The 17,158-nt window shown below is 62.2% G+C and carries 15 protein-coding genes; 1 reads left to right on the top strand and 14 read right to left on the bottom strand.

Translation table 11 applies throughout. The features are described 5' to 3' along the window. Positions 1–6: 6 nt before the first annotated feature. The 13 genes from HY067_05300 to HY067_05240 form a co-directional block, all read right to left on the bottom strand. Positions 7–867 carry an intradiol ring-cleavage dioxygenase gene (locus tag HY067_05300; protein MBI3527367.1) on the bottom strand — a complete coding sequence of 287 codons (861 nt, stop codon included), beginning with the start codon at positions 865–867 and terminating at the stop codon, positions 7–9. 35 nt (positions 868–902) lie between these two features. Beyond that, complete coding sequence (locus tag HY067_05295; protein MBI3527366.1) at positions 903–1,304, bottom strand: c-type cytochrome; 402 nt, start codon at positions 1,302–1,304, stop codon at positions 903–905. Positions 1,305–1,407: 103 nt separating this feature from the next. Further along, positions 1,408–3,144, bottom strand: coding sequence for an FAD-dependent oxidoreductase (locus tag HY067_05290; protein MBI3527365.1), 1,737 nt, complete (start codon positions 3,142–3,144; stop codon positions 1,408–1,410). Positions 3,145–3,237: 93 nt separating this feature from the next. Then, positions 3,238–4,254 carry a branched-chain amino acid ABC transporter permease gene (locus tag HY067_05285; GenBank protein ID MBI3527364.1) on the bottom strand — a complete coding sequence of 339 codons (1,017 nt, stop codon included), beginning with the start codon at positions 4,252–4,254 and terminating at the stop codon, positions 3,238–3,240. Positions 4,255–4,498: 244 nt separating this feature from the next. Beyond that, a complete protein-coding gene (locus HY067_05280) occupies positions 4,499–5,368 on the bottom strand; it encodes a branched-chain amino acid ABC transporter permease (protein ID MBI3527363.1) in 870 nt (289 codons plus the stop codon). 119 nt (positions 5,369–5,487) lie between these two features. Beyond that, positions 5,488–6,186 carry an ABC transporter ATP-binding protein gene (locus HY067_05275; GenBank protein ID MBI3527362.1) on the bottom strand — a complete coding sequence of 233 codons (699 nt, stop codon included), beginning with the start codon at positions 6,184–6,186 and terminating at the stop codon, positions 5,488–5,490. Positions 6,187–6,442: 256 nt separating this feature from the next. Beyond that, the gene (locus HY067_05270) at positions 6,443–7,165 is read right to left on the bottom strand and encodes an ABC transporter ATP-binding protein (protein MBI3527361.1); all 723 of its coding nucleotides are present in this window, start codon (positions 7,163–7,165) and stop codon (positions 6,443–6,445) included. 29 nt (positions 7,166–7,194) lie between these two features. After that, entirely contained in the window at positions 7,195–8,478 is a 1,284-nt protein-coding gene (locus tag HY067_05265) for an ABC transporter substrate-binding protein (protein MBI3527360.1), read from the bottom strand. 55 nt (positions 8,479–8,533) lie between these two features. Continuing rightward, the gene (locus HY067_05260; GenBank protein ID MBI3527359.1) at positions 8,534–9,592 is read right to left on the bottom strand and encodes a maleylacetate reductase; all 1,059 of its coding nucleotides are present in this window, start codon (positions 9,590–9,592) and stop codon (positions 8,534–8,536) included. Positions 9,593–9,789: 197 nt separating this feature from the next. Further along, complete coding sequence (locus HY067_05255; GenBank protein MBI3527358.1) at positions 9,790–11,253, bottom strand: aldehyde dehydrogenase family protein; 1,464 nt, start codon at positions 11,251–11,253, stop codon at positions 9,790–9,792. Positions 11,254–11,397: 144 nt separating this feature from the next. Beyond that, positions 11,398–12,384, bottom strand: a complete 987-nt coding sequence (locus HY067_05250; GenBank protein MBI3527357.1) for a hydroxyquinol 1,2-dioxygenase — start codon at positions 12,382–12,384, stop codon at positions 11,398–11,400. A 47-nt stretch (positions 12,385–12,431) separates the two neighbouring features. Continuing rightward, on the bottom strand, positions 12,432–12,929 hold the full coding sequence (locus tag HY067_05245; protein ID MBI3527356.1) for a hydroxyquinol 1,2-dioxygenase: 498 nt from the start codon (positions 12,927–12,929) through the stop codon (positions 12,432–12,434). Positions 12,930–13,156: 227 nt separating this feature from the next. After that, complete coding sequence (locus tag HY067_05240; protein ID MBI3527355.1) at positions 13,157–14,104, bottom strand: LysR family transcriptional regulator; 948 nt, start codon at positions 14,102–14,104, stop codon at positions 13,157–13,159. Between the two features lie 510 nt (positions 14,105–14,614). On the opposite strand from HY067_05240, the gene HY067_05235 reads away from it, so the two are divergent. Continuing rightward, positions 14,615–16,375 carry an adenylate/guanylate cyclase domain-containing protein gene (locus HY067_05235; protein MBI3527354.1) on the top strand — a complete coding sequence of 587 codons (1,761 nt, stop codon included), beginning with the start codon at positions 14,615–14,617 and terminating at the stop codon, positions 16,373–16,375. A gap of 96 nt (positions 16,376–16,471) precedes the next feature. Here the strand turns inward: HY067_05235 and HY067_05230 are convergent, their stop codons facing one another. Continuing rightward, entirely contained in the window at positions 16,472–17,119 is a 648-nt protein-coding gene (locus tag HY067_05230) for a hypothetical protein (protein ID MBI3527353.1), read from the bottom strand. Between the last annotated feature and the right edge of the window lie 39 nt (positions 17,120–17,158).

The following is a 17,158-nucleotide window of genomic DNA, read 5'->3' as shown; positions in this document are numbered from 1 at the left end:
CTCTGTTCAAGACCGGACCAGCCTGAAGTCGAACTCGGCGGTACAGAACGGCGCAGAAGATTTCTTGCCGTCAGGCGTCGGCCCGGCGGGATGATCCTTGAAGTCCACCACGAGGGAATGTTTGACGCCGAATACCGCGTCGGAATCGAGATACTCGTCGCCTTCGACGAACAGGTGCGTGGCGATCCGGTCGTAGCCCGGCGACGTTGCGATCACGTGCACGTGCGCGGGACGGTACGGATGCCGGCCCATGCCGAGCAGCATCCTGCCGACCGGTCCGTCGGTGGGCACCGGATAGCTGACCGGCTTCACTGTGCGAAAACCGTAGCGGCCATCCGCGCCGGTGGTGAACCTGCCGCGAGTGTAGTGTTCATTGCCGCCCGGCCGCTGCACGTCGTAGAAACCTTCGCCGTCGGTCTGCCATACATCCAGCATGGCGCCGGCAATTGGTTTGCCGCTCACGTCCAGCACCCGGCCCGATACATAGGCCGGCACGCCTGGGGCATTGCCGGCGATGTCGGCCCACATCGGCATGTCCTTCGCACCCGAAACATAGAATGGGCCGAGCACCGTGGTCTCGGTCGCGCCGCCGGGTTTGCGATGGTTGATCGCATCGACCAGCATGGATACGCCGAGCGTGTCGGACAGCAGGATGTACTCCTGCCGCTTGTCGTCGCACTTCTTGCCGGTCGCGGTCAGGAACTGGATGCCGGTGAGCCATTCGGCCTCAGTCAGCTCAGTCTCGCGCACGAAGGCGTGCAAGTGCTTGATGAGGCTGGACATGACCTGCTTGAAGCGCGGGTCCTTCGCGCCTTCCAGTTTTTCCAGCACCGTATTGATGAGATTCTGTTCGGTCAGGTTACCCATGGTCCATCCTCCGTGAAGCTTCCTTTAGTGCCTATCTATTTCAGAGACTCGAGATAACGAATCAGCTTGGCGCGCACCTTCGGATCGTCCTGGAAGTAGATCATCTGCGCCTTGGGCGCAACGGCGATGGTGTCGGTCAGCCAGGCGTCGAGCAAATCGAGGTCCCACACTTTACCTTTCAACGCTTCCTTGATGCCTTCGGAATAGACGAATCCGGGCGCGGCCGCCGCCTCACGCCCGATCAACCCGAACAAGTTCGGGCCCTGGCCGTGCTTCTCTCCCTGCTCGAACGTATGGCATTGGCTGCAGTAACGAACGGTGTACGCTTTCGCCGCGGCCAGATCGTCCGCCGCGAACAAAGGCATCGCCGTTGCGACGAATGCCACCACGACTGCGCCCTCCATAACCGCCTTCACGGCGGTAACAAACTTGCTCATCTTCCCCTCCAAATGGTCCGAATCGAAACAATGAATCCATGACTCCCGCCCACTCGGAACGACGGGGCGGACGACCGTCCGCCCCGACACCACGCGCGCGCAATCACCCTCTCGCCGGCTCCTTGTTGGCCTGATTCGCCGCGCGGTACGCGAACCCGATGATCGGTCCCAGCGTGCCGCCACCGGCCCAATAGGCGCGTCCGGATGCGGAGGCCACGCAGTTGCCCACACCGTAGAGCCCGGGAATCGGCTTGTCCGCGAGGTCCAGCACCTGGCCCTCGGGATTGGTCTTCGGCCCGCCCTTGGTGTCGAGCGTGCCACCGGTGACGAACGCCGCGTAGTACGGCCCCTTGTCGCTGATCGGCCACATGGTCGGATTCTTGCGGCCCGGTTCGTCCTTGACGTTGCCGTTGAACAGCAGATCGACGCCGCGCTCACCGCGATGGAAGTCGAGATCCTTGCCCGTCCTGGCGAATTCGTTGAAGCGCGCGATGCTCGCCTTGAGGTTGGCGACGTATTCGGCCGTGATGCGCATGCCACCATTCTGCCCGGCGTATTTCTGCAGGCGCGCGTCGATGTTCGCGGCGAGTTCCTCCAACGTGGCGCCCTTGATGACATGGCGGTCATCGATGCTGGGCGGCACGATCAGGCGGCCGTATTCATGGCTCGCCGAATGGTCCTGCGCGCGCTGATCCCAGATCGAGGTCAGGATGAGGTAAGGGAACTCCGCGTTGGCGCCGTCCCACTCGAAGAATTTCTGCGCCAGTTCGTTGTAGTGCAGCTTCTCGTTGACCACGCGCTTGCCGCGCTTGTCCACGAAAATCATCGAATCGCCCGCCACCGAGAAGCAGCCGATCATCGAAGGGTCCTTGGCGATCGCTTTCTCGAACGAGATCGGGCACATCCACGCGTAGTTCATGTTGCGCAGTTGCACGCCCAGGGTGCTCGAGATGCGCACGAAGTCGCCTTCGTTGGTCATTGCGGCACAGCCGCCGTAGGCCGGGACGGAGAGAAAGTTCTTGCGCAGTTCCTCATCGTGGGTGAAGCCGCCGGTCGCGAAGATCACGGCCTTGCGGGCCTTGACGCGGATCATGCCGTCATCGTTCTGGACCTCGACTCCGATGACCTCGCCCTTGTCGTTGCGGATCACTTTCTGCACGCGGTGCCCGGTCCTGATGGTCACGCCGTCGCGCCGGCACGCCGTCGACAGAGTGCGGGTCGCGACCTGACCGCCGTCGGACATGGAGGGCGCGCCGTCCTTGGGGAAGAGAACCCGGCCGGTCGCGCCGATGGTCTCCATTTCCGCGAAGTAATCCGGCACAGGAGCCACGTGCCGATACGGCAACGCGCCTTTCTCCGCCAGCAGTTCGGTGCCCACCGACGCACTATCGTAGATCGCCTCGCACATGCTGTATTCCCACTCGGAAAGCCCATAGCGGGGATGATTGGGATCGAAGTACTGCGGCTGGCTCAAGCGTGCGACGTAGCGCAGGAAGTGCTGCTTGTCGTCCGGCATGCCGGCCTTGCGCATGCCGGCATTGTTGGGCACCCAGTACCAGTAGGCCGCCTTGAACGACGTTCCTCCCAGCGTCGCCGCCTTTTCCAGCACCATGACCTTGTTGCCGAGCCAGCGGGAGAACAGTGCCGATGGCAATCCTGCGCCACCGCCGCCGACCACGACGATGTCGTACTCGGCATCAAAAGTTTCGGCAGCGGCGGCTTCCTTGCTCGATAGAGTTATTGCCCCAAAGGTTGCGGCAGCGGTACCGGCCCCGGCGACTTTGAGGAAGTCTCGACGCGAAGAATTTGGAGTTTCGTTTGACGGTTGTTTCTGATCCATGGCTCCTCCTGTGAAGTTGGTGAACGTTGGCACATGCAACTAACGAACTCGTGCAACTCGTTATCCCTGGGCACGCGCGATCGGCGCGTCGGCCTAAGGTCTCCTGTCATTCGCTCCGGCATCGGTCGGCAGCAACAGCCGGCGTTGGACGGGGAAGAAATGAAGGCCGTATTTGTGCGAAATCCAGCCCCACAATCCGCGCGGAAACTTGATCGTGACCAAAATCGCCAGCAGCCCTAGCCCGACCAGATACCAGGTACCGTAATCGGAGAAGAACTTGTTCAACAAATAGAACAGCACCACGCCCATGATCGGACCTTCTATCGTGCCGATGCCGCCGATCATGACGATGAAAATCGAGAACGCGGTCCAGTTCACGGTGAAGGCCGCATCCGGGGAAATGCGCAGGTTGCCGAGGAAATACAGCGCCCCCGCCAACCCTGCACCGAACGCAGCAACCAGATACACACCAAGCTTGGTGGCACGCACGTTCACGCCCTGGCTTTCGGAAGCGACTTCGCTGTCGCGGATGGCGAGCAATGCCAGGCCCTGGCGCGAACGCAGGAACCAGTACACAAGTGCAACCGACGCGAACGCGGACACCAGGCACAACCAGAAAGTCACCGACACCCGCGTTGCCTTGTCGATGCCGCGCAGCGCGGTAAGACTCGTGCCGGAGCCGCCGCCGACCGCGGAGACATTGGCGATGGAGAGCCGGAACACTTCCGAGATCACCCAGGTGCCGATGGCGAAATAACCGCCCTGCAACCGGAACGCCGCCACCGAAACCGGCAGGGCAACCAGCATCGTCAGCAGCGCGGCGATCGGCACGGCCACGAAGGGATTGATACCGAAGAAGTTGCCCATCACCAGCATGGCGTAACCGCCCAGACCGAGGAATGCCTGCTGGCCGATGGACACCATGCCGCCATAGCCGGCGAGCAGGTTCCACATCATGGCGAAAATCAGATAGCAGGCCATCTCGTTGAACTCGCGCATCCAGCCGGCATCCGCCCAGAACGGAAATGTCGCGAGGAACGAAGCAAGGATGAGCGCTAGCACGCCGCCGACACGGCTCGCACGCGTCGCTCTTTCTACTACATAGGACATCAAACCTCCACCCAACGCAGAGGCGCAGAGGACACGGAGGACACAGAGGAATGCGATGTCAGGAGAAATATGTGCGATAGAAGTCGCAGGGTGTGTCTACATTCATCTGAGTAGCCCGCGCATCGACACCAAATTGCCAGCCGTCTCATTTTCCGCATCCTCTGCGCTCTCATGTTTTTCTCTGCGCCTTAAGGTGAAACACTCAAGGGAACACTTGGAGCTGAAGCTGCTGCGTTGGGTGTAGTCATTGGGTCTTAGGAAACAAACCAGAAGGACGAAACAGAAGCATGGTCAGGAACACGATGTGCCCGAACCAGATGCCCCACCCCGGATCGAAGCGGAACCCGATGGCCTGGGTTACACCGAGGAGGATGCCCCCGGCCAGGGTGCCGTAGAACGATCCCATGCCGCCGATGATTACCGCTTCGAACGCGAACAGCAGCAGCGCAGGGCCGTCCGAAGGCGAGACCGTCGTTTTCATGCCATGCAGCGTCCCGGCGAACACGATCAGCAGAAAGGCGATGCCGGTCGCCAGTGCGTAGACGTGGCGATAGTCGAGGCCCATCAGTTCGGCGGCGTCGCGATCGTCGCTCACCGCGCGGAACGCCCGGCCGAGCGGCGTGTGGTCGAACAGCCACTGCATCGCAATCGCCATCGCCACGGCAATGAAGAAGATCATCAGCGGCAGCGTGCCGACCGCCAGTCCACCGGCCAACGCAATGCTCGCGGTATTGAAGCCGCCCGACTCGATCGAGCGGGGATCGGCGGTATAGATTTCCTGCAACAGGTTCTGGATCACGATCGCGAGCCCGAACGTCACCACCAGCGACGGCAGCGGATCGCGCCCGAGCGTGCCGTTCAGCACAAAGCGCTGCAGGCCGTAGCCGGCCGCGAAGCCGACCGGCAGCAGCAGTCCCAGTGCAATCCATGGCGCAACCGCCGGCGTCATGCCGAGCGCAGCCACCACCGAGAACGCCGCAAAAGCAGCGAGGATAATGAAGTCGCCGTGCGCGGTATTCGTCAGCCGCATCACGCCGAAGATCAGCGACTGCCCCATGGCGAACAGGGCGTACAGGCCGCCGAGAAGGATGCCCTGGGTGAGGGTGTCTAGCATTGGAAGAGCCGTGACGGCGTGATGGTCGTGACGACGTGACGACGTGATTGGTAACTGGTGATTGGTGATTGGCGGTTGTACATTCGCTCTTACTCAGTCCTCAGCACTCTGCCCTTCGTCTACACGCCAAAATAGGCGTGCGAAATCTGCTCCCTCGTCAGCTCCCTGCTGATACCGCTGAGCGTCACCCTCCCCTCCTGCAAGCAATACAGCCGGCTCGACACCTTCTGCGCCAGGCCGACGTCCTGCTCGACGATGATCGCGGTCATGCCGTCCGAGCAGACACGGGGCAGCGCATCGTAGATCTCCTTCACCACGATCGGCGCGAGCCCAAGGGAGAGTTCATCGCAGATCAGCAGCTTCGGATTGCTCATCAGCGCGCGGCCGATCGCCGCCATCTGTTGCTGCCCGCCCGACAGCGCCGTTGCGGGACTGTGTCGTCTTTCGTTCAGAATTGGAAACAGCGCGTAGACCGCATCGAGAGTCCACGGACCGGTGCGCTTTGCGTACGCACCCATCAGCAGGTTTTCCTCGACCGACAGGCTGGGAAACAAGCGGCGGCCTTCGGGCACCATGGCAATTCCACGCTGCACGATCTTGCCGGGCGCGACGCCGCCGATCGGCTGGCCGTCGAATACGATTGCATCCGCACCCGCCCTGAGCAAACCGCAAACGGTTTTCAGGAAGGTCGACTTGCCCGCGCCGTTGGAGCCGATCATCGCGACGATTTCGCCGCGCTGAATTTCGAAATCGATGCCGAACAGCGCCTGGAAGTCGCCGTAGAAAGACTCGAGTTTATTTGTCGCCAGCAATGCCATGGTGTCTAGGTCAACACCCAACACAGATACCCTACGTGCGTAGCACGTCGGAGTACCCTTTTAGGCGCGGAGATCGCAGAGGGCGCAGAGGAAAACAATAGCGGGAGAGAACCCGCGGCAAGGTCGGGCGGCGCATGTAGATAAGCGCCATTGCACTCAAAGAAAATTCTACCCGTCCAAGATCCATTCATAATTCTTTTCCTCTGCGTCCTCTTGTTCTTCTCTGCGCCTCTGCGTTGAAGATCTTGACCTTGCTCTAAACTTCCAGGCCCATGTAAACACGCCGGACCTCGGGATCGTTCATCACCGTGGACGGCTCGCCTTCGGCGAGCTTCTGACCGAAGTTGATGACGAACAACCGATCCGCAACGGCGAGCAGCGCGTGCACCACATGCTCGATCCAGATCATGGTCACGCCCTGCGTCTTGATGCGGCGGATTTCCTCGACCAGTTCGACTGCTTCGTGCTCGGTCAGTCCGCCGGCGATTTCGTCGAGCAGCAGCACTTTCGGTTGCGTCGCCAGCGCGCGCGCGAGTTCGAGACGTTTGCGATCGAGCAAGTTCAGGTTGCCGGCGAGCCGGTTTGCTTTCGCCAGCAATCTGGTTTCACGCAGGATCTCCACCGCGTGCGCGTAGGTTGCCTTCTCCGAGGTTCCCGTGCCGAACGAAGCCGCGGCGACAAGGTTCTCGAACACGGTCATCGCGCCGAAAGGCTGCGGAATCTGATAGGAACGGCCGATGCCGGAGCGGCAGCGGTGATGCGGCGGTTGAAAGGTCACGTCCTCCCCGCCGAAAAGCACGCGGCCGGAATCGGCATGGAAATCGCCGCTGATCAGGTTGAACAGCGTCGTCTTGCCCGCCCCGTTGGGGCCGAGAATGCCCAGCGTCTCGCCTTCGGTGACCGACAGCGTGATGCCGTCGGTCACCTTGAGCGCGCCAAAGCTCTTACTGACGTTCTCGAGCGCGAGAATCGCCGGCATCCATTTCGCTCCGGAGAAAAAAATCAGGCTCAGGCAATCAGTTTGAGTTTACCGCCGGTCGGAATATTGGGCGTCTGCGAGTTGTTGACGATCACCAGTTCGTACTTGTGTTTTGTGCCCTTGACCCATTGGCCAAGCACCAGCGGCGTCTTGCTCACGTTCTTGAACGGTCCGCCGCCGCCCCACTTCACGTCGCCGACTACGGTCTTCAGGTTCGTCGCGGCGACCGCATCGCGAATCGACGCGTGACTGCCGAGATCTTTGGTGCGCTTCAACGCATCGACCGCCACTTCGAACAACGCGTGGGCGAAGCCGATCGGCTGCGTCCACTGCCGCTTGGTCGCAGTCTCGTAGGATTCGGCAAGCTGCTTCGCGCTCTGCTTGGTCAGCGATGACGTGAACGGATGCGAAGGCGACCACCAGACTTCGGACGACAGGCCGTCGCCGAGATCGCCGAGCGCCTCGATCGCGCCGGGGAACAGCAGCGCCTTGCCCAGCGTAACGACCTTCGGCTTGAAGCCCTGCTGCTTTGCCTGCGTCAGGAAGGTCTTGGCATCAGGAGGAATCACGACGCCGGTGACGATCTCGATGTTGTCTTTCTTGAACGCCGCGATCTGCGCTGAGAAATCGTTGTTCATGTTCTGGAAGCGGCCCGGATCGAGCAGCGTGAAGCCTTCCTTCGCCAGCGGTCCGGGGAAGCCGCGTTCCTTGTCGCCCCAGGCATTGCCGTCACCATCGTTCGGGAACAAGCCGCCCACCTTCTTGTTGGTCTGCACCGATTTCCAGCCGGCGAGGAAATTGCCGATCACGTCCTCGAGTCCCCAGAACATGTGATAAGTCCAATCGAAGCCCTTCGCCGGGTCGCCCTTGCGGCCGAAAAACCAGGGCTGCCATGGCGCCACCGTGGAGATGCAGGGAATCTCGTTCAGTTCGCAGGCATCTGACACGGGGTTGGTGGTTTCCGGTGTCGACGACACCAGCATGAGGTCGATCTTCTCCTTGAGGATGAGGTCGTTCGCGACTTCGCCGGCGCGGTTGGGGCTGGACTGACTGTCCTTCTGCACGATGGAGACCGCGACCTTCCTGCCGCCGAGGTCGATGCCTCCGGCGAACAGCTTGACCATTTGCCCGATGATGAACGCATCGGCTTCGCCGAACGGCGCGAGCGGACCGGTCTGCGGCGAAACGAAACCGATCTTGACAGTCTTCTCCTGCGCGAATACAAGCGACGGGACGCCTAACGCCGCGGTGCCGGCGATGGCGCCGCCGGCCTGGATCAGCGCACGACGGCGCTGGAATCGATTGCTCTGCATGACTTCTCCTCCTCTGTTTATATGGTGATGGAGCTGCTGCGGTGTGAAGCGGACGCTACCCGGGCCGGTTTCCCTCCCAGGCATTCTGCAAAAGCTGCCGGATAGCCGCGTATTCGATCGGACGCGGGTTGTAATAGGGATTCTGCGTCGCGAGCCGCGCCGCTTCGTCGAGCGACTCGGCTTTCATGCCGACATCTCTGAGCGCGAGCGGTGCGCCGATTTTCTGCGCCAGGTCGTAGAGTCCGGCTGCGGGCTCGACACCGTCGAGCGCGCGCGAGATGCGCGCCATCGCCGCCGGCGCGGCGTCGCGGTTGTAGCGCACGGCATGCGGCAGGATGATGGTGTGCGTCTCGGCGTGCGGCAGGTTGTACGTGCCACCGACGGTGTGGCAGAGCTTGTGATGGATCGCCATGCCGACGTTGCCGAGGCAGGCGCCCGCGAGCCAGGCGCCGTATAACGCGTCGGCGCGCGCATCGAGATTGTCCGGCTGCGATACCACGACCGGCAGGCTGGACGCCAGGGTGCGGATGCCCTCTTCCGCCATCAGCGATGTGATCGGATTCGCGTCCTGCGCGTACAGCGCTTCCACGCAATGCGCGATCGCGTTCAAGCCGCTCGGGCCGGCGATTTTCGCCGGCAGCGTCATGGTCAGCAGCGGATCGTAGATCACGGTCTTCGGCAGCACCCGCGGGTCACGGCCGGTTTTCTTCTGGCCCTGCGCGGTGATGCCGTAGATCGGCGTCATCTCCGAACCGGCGAACGTGGTCGGGATCGCCAGGATGGGCAGATCCGAAGTCAGCGCGATTGCCTTGCCCAGCCCGATGGTGGATCCGCCGCCGATCGCCACGCAGCAATCGGCGTTCAATGACTTCGCCACCTCGCGCGCCGCTTCAGCCGTTTCGATCGGCACGTGCATCACGGCCTTGTCGTACACACCCGCCGAACGGGCGCCGAGACGCTTCGACACGCCCTCGGCGGACGCGCGCTGCTCCGGCGTGGATAACACCAGCGCGCGGTGTGCGCCGAGGCGCTCGATCTCCGCGACGACATCATCCAGTGCGCCCATACGGAACACCACACGCGACGGCTGACTGCTGTAGACGAAAGTTCTCACGCTCTGAATCCGGTTAAATCCTGAACCACGGAGGACACGGAGACCACGGAGAGAAGCCGAGGCTCCGCAAGATCACTGAATGGCTGCCTGTATTCATCGATCGGTCATTTTCCTTGCGCATAGTCCACAAACAGATACTTTCTCCACCGAATTTTCCGCCCTTCTCCGTGCTCTCCGTGTCCTCCGTGATTCAAGACCTAACGGGAGTACCAAGGGGGAATCTTCGCGTCCACGTTGACCCACACCGACTTGGCCTCGGTGTAGTCGTACATCGCCTCGAAGCCCATTTCGCGTCCGTAGCCGGACCTGCCGAACCCGCCGAACGGCGAACCGGGATTTACCCGCTTGTAGCAGTTGATCCAGATCATGCCGCTGCGCATCGCGCCCGCGATGCGGTGCGCACGCTGCAGATTGGTGGTCCACAGTCCGCCGCCCAATCCGTAGTCGGTGCCGTTGGCAATGGCCAGCACTTCGTCGTCGTCCCGGAACGTGGTCACGGTCACGAACGGGCCGAACACTTCTTCCTGCGACACGCGATCGGTCGGCTTCGCCCGCACCACCGTCGGTTCGACGTAGCAGCCTTTGGCAAGATCGTCGCGCTCCGGCGGCTTGCCGCCGAGCAGGATTTCGCCGCCCTGCTCCTTGGCGACATTCACGTAGGAAAGCACGCGGTCGCGGTGCAACTGCGAGGTGAGCGGCCCCATCTCGGTTTCCGTGTCGAGCGGGTTGCCGATCCGGATCGAGCGCGCCAGCTTGAGGAAGCCTTCGAGGAACGGCTCGGCGATCTTTTCATGCAGGATCAGCCGCGAACCGGCGATGCACGCCTGCCCCTGGTTGTGGAAGATGGCAAAGGCCGAGCCGTTGATCGCCGCCGGCAGGAAGGCATCGTCGAACACGATGTTGGCGCCTTTGCCGCCGAGTTCGAGTTGCACGCGCTTCAGATTGCCGCTGGACGCCTGCACGATCTTGCGTCCGACCGCGGTCGAGCCGGTGAACGCGATCTTGTCGACACCCGGGTGCTCGGCGAGATACTGCCCGGCAATGTTGCCGTAGCCGGGCAGAATGTTGATCACGCCTTTCGGAAATCCGACCTGGCGCGCGAGCTCCGCAATCTTCAGCGTGGAGAGCGGCGTCAGTTCCGCGGGCTTCATCACCACCGTGTTGCCCGCGGCCAGCGCCGGGCCCATCTTCCAACTGGTGAACATCAGCGGGAAATTCCACGGCACGATCTGGCCGACCACCCCGACCGGTTCACGCAACACGTAATTCAGAAACCCCTGCTCCACCGGCACCACGCTGCCCTGGAACTTGTCCGCCATGCCGCCGAAGTAGCGGAAGGTCACGGCCGTTCTGACAACATCCAGCCCACGGGTATCGCGCAGAGGATGGCCGGTGTCGATGGACTCCAGCTTCGCCAGTTCATCGGCGTTCGCTTCGATGGCATCGGCCAGCTTCAGCAGCAGCAGGCCGCGGTCCGCCGCCCCCAGTTTCGCCCATGCCGGGAAAGCTCGACGCGCCGCATCGACGGCACGATCGACGTCGGCCTTCTTCGCCTCGGCAACCTCGGTGATCAGCGAGTTGTCGTGCGGATTGAGGACAGCGATGCGCGAGCGCTCTTCGCTGTCGACGAACTCCCCGTCGATGAACAGCTTGTCTTGAATCATTGTCATTCTTCTGCGACAGGGGCTAGGGGTGAGGGACTAGGGACTAGGGGCTAGGGTGTAGAGCCTGATAGTGCGTAGCGCTTCAACCCTAACCCCTAGACCCTAGCCCCTAGCCCCTGCTTCTCCCCTAGCCCCTGTTTCTCAGAACTCGACCGGATACGGTTTGAGTTCTCCACGGTCGTAGCGCTTCGGCAAATCCGGCGTGACGTTCTCCCACACCAGCAGCATCGAGCGCTTGGTGGAAAAACCTTTATGGCGAATATCAGCAGGCATGGCGGCCACGTCGCCGGCATTCATGGTCACGCGTGCGCGCGGCGCACCGGTATTCTTGTCCGCGACTTCCCAGACGATCGTGTCGGACAACTGGACGAACCACTCGACCCGGTCGTTGCCGTGGAAGATCGGCAGGATGTATTCCTCGGTGGTCGGGCAGAACAGGCTGGCTTTGCACACGGATGTCACCGACGGATTCCAGGTGACGTCCGAACGGGACAGATACTTGAAGAGGTTGAAGCCACGCAACTCCTTCTCGAAACCAGGCTCGGCGAGGATTTCCGGCTCGTCCTGCGCCACATCCTGGAACTGGCGATTGACCGGCAGATCGTCGCGCAGCGGCGAATCGCCGTCCAGTCCGGGCATGCGCTTGGTCGCGACGCGGAAGCGTTCGATCGCGGCGATGTTGTCGCCGTGCTTGAAGCCGAACGCACTGCCGGTTTCTTCGGGTGCGGCGAACGGATCGAATCCCTCGTTGACCCAGTCGGCCAGGATCGCCTTGAATGTCGCCGTGATCACCGGCGTGGCGAATTGCTCGGTATAGTCGACACCCGCCTTCTTCAGCGAGTCGTTGTAGGCGCCCGCGTACAGGTCGACCTTGCCGTAGAGGTTGCGGGTGCCGAGCACCTCGTCGAAATTCACCCAGCCGTAGAAAAATCCCCAGGCGATGTCGCGCATCAGCGCGCGCAGAAACGCATCGGCAGGCAACTGGTGCGAGCGCGTCTCGCCCTTGGCGGGCCACTTGATGGTGACGAAATAGGCATCGCGGCTGAACGCGAACGAGCCCAGATGGAAGGAACGGTAACCGGTCACGCGGTCCGGCCCGGTGGCAATCACGTTTTGTACTGTGTCCATGACGTTTCCCCTGTTCGGAATGCTGAAAGGATGCTTAAGTCCGGGAATTACTGGTGGCAGATCTCGCCCCACTTCTCGACCGAGTTCTCGCCAAGAATGGTCTGCAGCAGCAGCACGCCGCGCTTCTTTGCGCGGAACTGATAGGCCGCGCCCGCAGGCAGCAACGCCTGGTGGCCGCGCTTGAGCTTGATCACACCCATTTTCTTTCCCGACGGCGCGCCCTGGATGCGCACGCTGCCCTCCTTGCTCGCCGGCGCAATCTTTTGCGCGTCGTCGAGCTTGATGTAATGCACTTCGATCTCGCCCTCCATCGCCACCGCGAATTCATCGTGCGACGCCGCGAACCACGCGGAATCGCCCTCCGCGCGCAGGGCCTCGATTACGTATTGCAGATTCTTGCCGACGACGACTTTCTCGTAAGGTTTCGAGCGGTTCGCCACGTCGAAGACGTTCGAGAAGACGTAGTGCTTGGCGTTGTCGTTGATGAGTTCGATGGTTCCCTTCTCGAACTTGTCCAGGGAACCGAAACGGGTCTGATATTGCATGGGATCTCCTCCTCGCAGTGTTTGCGGCTCTGGGGCGGACCGTGCGCTTACGCCCGCCGGTCTTTCCTTTGTGATGCGTCCGGGTCGCTGAAGCCACGGCACGTTCGACGAAGGGTAGCCCGGGAGAGAGTCGCGGGGAATAGCCGCGGCGTTCTGAAATTGCGAACGCGCCGGTCGGATTTGGACAAGCGAAATGTCGCGCCGCCGCAAACGGCGGCCATGCACGATCAGAAGTCTTCGCCGGGGCCCGGTTCCAGCGGCGGCAGGCCCAATGCCTGATCCCACTGGGGTTCGTTGGGAAAGCGCGTGCGCAGGAAATCGAGGAAGAGTTTGACCTTCGCGGTGGAACGGTGCGATGCGGGATAAACGGCGGACAACCACAGCGGCGGCGCGGAATATTCGGGCAGCACGCGCATCAGGCGGCGCTCGAGCAGGTCCGGCGCCGCAACCATGGTCGGCAGATAGGCGACACCGGCGCCGGCCCGCGCGAAGTCGAGCAGCAGATGCACGCTGTTGGTTTTCAGCACGGGCGACAGCGCGATCTGAAAGCGTTCCGCGCCTTTGATGAGCGGCCACTTGTCGCCCCACGGATAATACGAGTAGCAGGCGAAATCGTGGCGCAGCAAGTCCAGCGGCGTTTCGATCTCCGATTCCCCTCTGAGAAAATCCGGCGCGGCGCAGAACAGACCGCGGACCGGAAACAGGCGCCGCTCGATCAGCGAGTTCGACGCCGGTGGGAAAATCTGCAGCACCAGGTCGAGTCCTTCCTTGACCGGATCGACCACGCGATCGTTGACCATCACTTCGAAATCGATGGTCGGATAGGCACTGCGAAAATCAGTGAGCGCCTTGGAGAAATGGCCCAGCGCGAATCCGGGCAAAACGTGGATGCGCAGCGTGCCTTTGAGTGCGCTGCGCTCGCCCTGCGAGCGCAGCGACAGGTCCTGCACCTTCTGCATCAGGTCGCTGCAGTCGCGGTAATACAGTTCGCCCGATTCCGAGAGCTTGACCGCGCGCGTGGAGCGATGGAACAGCGCGACACCGAGATGCTCTTCCAGCTGCTTGACGCGCGTGGTGACGACGGATTTGGCGACGCCGATCTGGCGCGACGCGTTCGCAAAGCTCTGCGTCTCCGCCACGCGCACGAACGCTTCGATGCTGAGTATCAGGTCCACCCGCCCGTCCTTTTGGAATTCATATCACGCGGAGACCCTGCAAGGAAGCCTCTGCATCACCAGCGAGGATAGTCTGCAAAGGGATGAGCCTGCAACCGTCCGGCGACCGACGTCCAGGACGGCGCGGCGCGTCTCAGCACAACCCGTGGTGTATTTGAGGCGGCAAGCTGCTTTCTCCGCGGCCGATGGCAGCGTTGCTTCCCATTGATGCAAAGATACGTTCGCAGAACCGGTGCCGCTGCCGTTCGCACTTGGCGTCGGGGATCCGCGGTGAATGGCGGCACTTAGTGGCTCTACACTGATCGAGAAGGCTTTGCCCGGCGGGGACTGGATCGGACGGCCTGTCGGGTAGGCATTAATTTTCCGGGGCGGCTTACTGGCTTGTCAGGCACGTTCTTTCCTAAGACATCTGCGCCCTGGCGGACTTCGCCCATTTTCTGCCAAGGTTGAAATAACGACGTAATATCCCGGAGGGTGACCTCACGGGGAGGGGCATTGACCGAAACAGAAATGAAGCAGCGCCTGGCGGCGATCCTCGCCGCTGACGTGGCGGGATACTCGCGGCTGATGGCAGCCGATGAGCGTGCAACTGTTGCTGCGCTCGACGCCGCACGCGGCATCTTCCGCAGGATGGTCGAATCGAACCAGGGCCGCGTCATCGACATGGCGGGAGATTCCGTGCTCGCCGTGTTCGAAACCGCGACCGGCGCGGTGAACGCAGCAATAGCCGTCCAGAAGGAGCTCGGTTCGGCAGCGGAAAAGGTACCGGAAAACCGGCAAATGCGCTTCCGCATCGGCGTGCACCTCGGGGACGTGATGGAGAAGGCAGACGGCACGGTCTACGGCGACGGGGTGAACATCGCGGCGCGGCTGGAGAGCCTCGCTGAGCCGGGCGGCACCGTGGTCTCGGAGGCGGTACAGACCGCGCAACGCGATCGGCTGCCGACAGTGTTCGAAGACATGGGCGAGCATACGGTGAAGAACATTGCCCATCCCGTTCGCGCCTACCGCGTGCGAATCGAAGGCACAGTCGGGGGCGCTGGCGCCGCGCCGGAAGGGCACGGCGCGCCGCTCGTCCTGCCCGACAAACCGTCGATCGCAGTGCTGCCGTTCAACAACATGTCGGGAGATCCGGAGCAGGAATTTTTCGCCGATGGGGTGGTCGAGGCGATCACCGCGACGCTCTCCCGCATCCGCTCGTTTTTCGTCATCGCGCGCAATTCCGCGTTCCGCTACAAGGGCCGGGCGGTCAATGTCCCGGAGGTCGGTCGGGAACTGGGCGTACGCTATCTTCTGGAGGGCAGCGTGCAGAAGGCTGGCAACCGCCTGCGCATCACGGTGCAGTTGATCGACGCTGTTGCGAACGCGCACATCTGGGCCGATCGCGTCGATGGCACGTTGGAAGACCTCTTCGAGCTTCAGGACCGCATCACAGAACAGGTCGCAGGAGCATTGCAGCCCTCGATCCGTCTCGCCGAAATCGAGCGCGCGCGGCGCAAGCGTCCCCAGGACCTTGGCGCGTACGACTACACCATGCGCGCGATGCCCCTCGTGTGGGCGCTGGAGATGGAGGCCAGCGAGAATGCGCTGAAATTGCTGGGACAGGCGCTCGCGATCGATCCCGAGTACCCGCTCGCCCTGTCTCTCGCCGGCTGGTGCCATGCTCAGCGCATGGTCTATAACTGGACCGATGACATCGACGCGGCAAGAAGCGCGGCGCTGAGCCACGCCGAGAAGGCAGCCGAACTGAGCGGCGATGACCCGCTCATTCTCGCTGTGCTCGGGGCGGTGCACACCTTTCTGCGCAACTACGGCACCGCGCGCATCATGCTCGAACGCGCGGTGGCGCTCGATCCGAACGCGGCTTGGGCGTGGAGCCGGCTGGGCTGGGTCGAGAACTACTCCGATCATCCCGAGCGCGCGACCGAGTATTTCCAGCGCGCCCTGCGATTGAGTCCGCTCGATCCGATGAACTTCAACAACTACGTCGGCATGGGCTCGGCGAACGAGGTCGCCGAACGATATGAGGAGGCGGTGGCGTTGTACCGGCGCGCGCTGCAGGAGCGCCCGCACGCCCTCTGGATCCTGCGCAATCTCGTCTGCTCTCTGGTCGGAGCGGACCGCGTGGAGGAGGCGAAGGTTGAATTCGCGCACCTGTGCTCGGCGTATCCGGGCCTAACTGTCGCCAAATTCAAGAAGGCGATGGTTTTCTCGCCCGCCGTGCTGGATCGGATGGCCGCGCAACTGAAAACAATGGGATTGCCTGACTGACGGACCCACTGGCCACTGTCGGGTCGGACCACCCTATGCCTCAACTCTCCCGCCACGGCAAAGATCCCGGATCGCGGCGCCTGCCTGCTCTGGCGCTCAAGCTGGGGCGCGTTGTCGGACTCGCCGCATGAACCAAAGCACGCCAAAGTGCACTGCCAGCGAAAAACATAGCGCCAGGGAAAATGCGGCGGCAATACCAACTGCATGCAAAGCAAACGCAATGGTCAGGCAGAAGACGGTGAATGAATAGAATCCGTACACCATGCTGCGAAGCAGGCGGATGGTGAAGATGTTGCCGCTTGCACGGTGCGAAAAAGCGGCCAGGACGATACCCATGACGGGAAACACGGCAAACAAGCCGCTGAACTTCGGCCCAAGCACCGGCGACAGATGGGTGACCGAGACGGTCAGCACGCCACCTGCAACCGTGCGCGCGCAAAGCTCGACGGGCGAAAATGCAGCCGGGCCGATCGGCTGGGTTAGTCGCGGAAATATGTGCGGTGCAAGCACCACCGCAACGACAACCATCGCAACGATCAATGCAAACGGTGGCGCGGAGAGAACAAGCACGATCCCGATCACAAGATAAGCGGACAGGCTGATGAATAACGCGAGAAGCCAGGACATCTGCGTGGCGGCCCAGGCGTAGCTGACCGCAAACGACAACCACGCCAATCCTCCGGCCAGCGTCCCTGCTGCAGTAACGGAAGCGAATTGCGGGCCCTGCTCCAGCGCCACAAACAACAGAATCGGACCCGTAACGATCGGGAAACCCGAAAGCCA

This window comes from Betaproteobacteria bacterium (genome assembly GCA_016194905.1).
In the GTDB taxonomy this organism is placed as follows: domain Bacteria; phylum Pseudomonadota; class Gammaproteobacteria; order Burkholderiales; family JACQAP01; genus JACQAP01.
This window is presented reverse-complemented; position numbering and strand designations above follow the sequence as displayed.

Bases quoted from the DNA above. Each gene is read 5' to 3' on its own strand.
- HY067_05265 (MBI3527360.1), bottom strand. From the start codon at position 8,478: ATGCAGAGCAATCGATTCCAGCGCCGTCGTGCGCTGATCCAGGCCGGC.
- HY067_05300 (MBI3527367.1), bottom strand. From the start codon at position 867: ATGGGTAACCTGACCGAACAGAATCTCATCAATACGGTGCTGGAAAAA.
- HY067_05280 (MBI3527363.1), bottom strand. From the start codon at position 5,368: ATGCTAGACACCCTCACCCAGGGCATCCTTCTCGGCGGCCTGTACGCC.
- HY067_05270 (MBI3527361.1), bottom strand. From the start codon at position 7,165: ATGCCGGCGATTCTCGCGCTCGAGAACGTCAGTAAGAGCTTTGGCGCG.
- HY067_05245 (MBI3527356.1), bottom strand. From the start codon at position 12,929: ATGCAATATCAGACCCGTTTCGGTTCCCTGGACAAGTTCGAGAAGGGA.
- HY067_05290 (MBI3527365.1), bottom strand. From the start codon at position 3,144: ATGGATCAGAAACAACCGTCAAACGAAACTCCAAATTCTTCGCGTCGA.
- HY067_05275 (MBI3527362.1), bottom strand. From the start codon at position 6,186: ATGGCATTGCTGGCGACAAATAAACTCGAGTCTTTCTACGGCGACTTC.
- HY067_05235 (MBI3527354.1), top strand. From the start codon at position 14,615: ATGAAGCAGCGCCTGGCGGCGATCCTCGCCGCTGACGTGGCGGGATAC.
- HY067_05285 (MBI3527364.1), bottom strand. From the start codon at position 4,254: ATGTCCTATGTAGTAGAAAGAGCGACGCGTGCGAGCCGTGTCGGCGGC.
- HY067_05250 (MBI3527357.1), bottom strand. From the start codon at position 12,384: ATGGACACAGTACAAAACGTGATTGCCACCGGGCCGGACCGCGTGACC.
- HY067_05295 (MBI3527366.1), bottom strand. From the start codon at position 1,304: ATGAGCAAGTTTGTTACCGCCGTGAAGGCGGTTATGGAGGGCGCAGTC.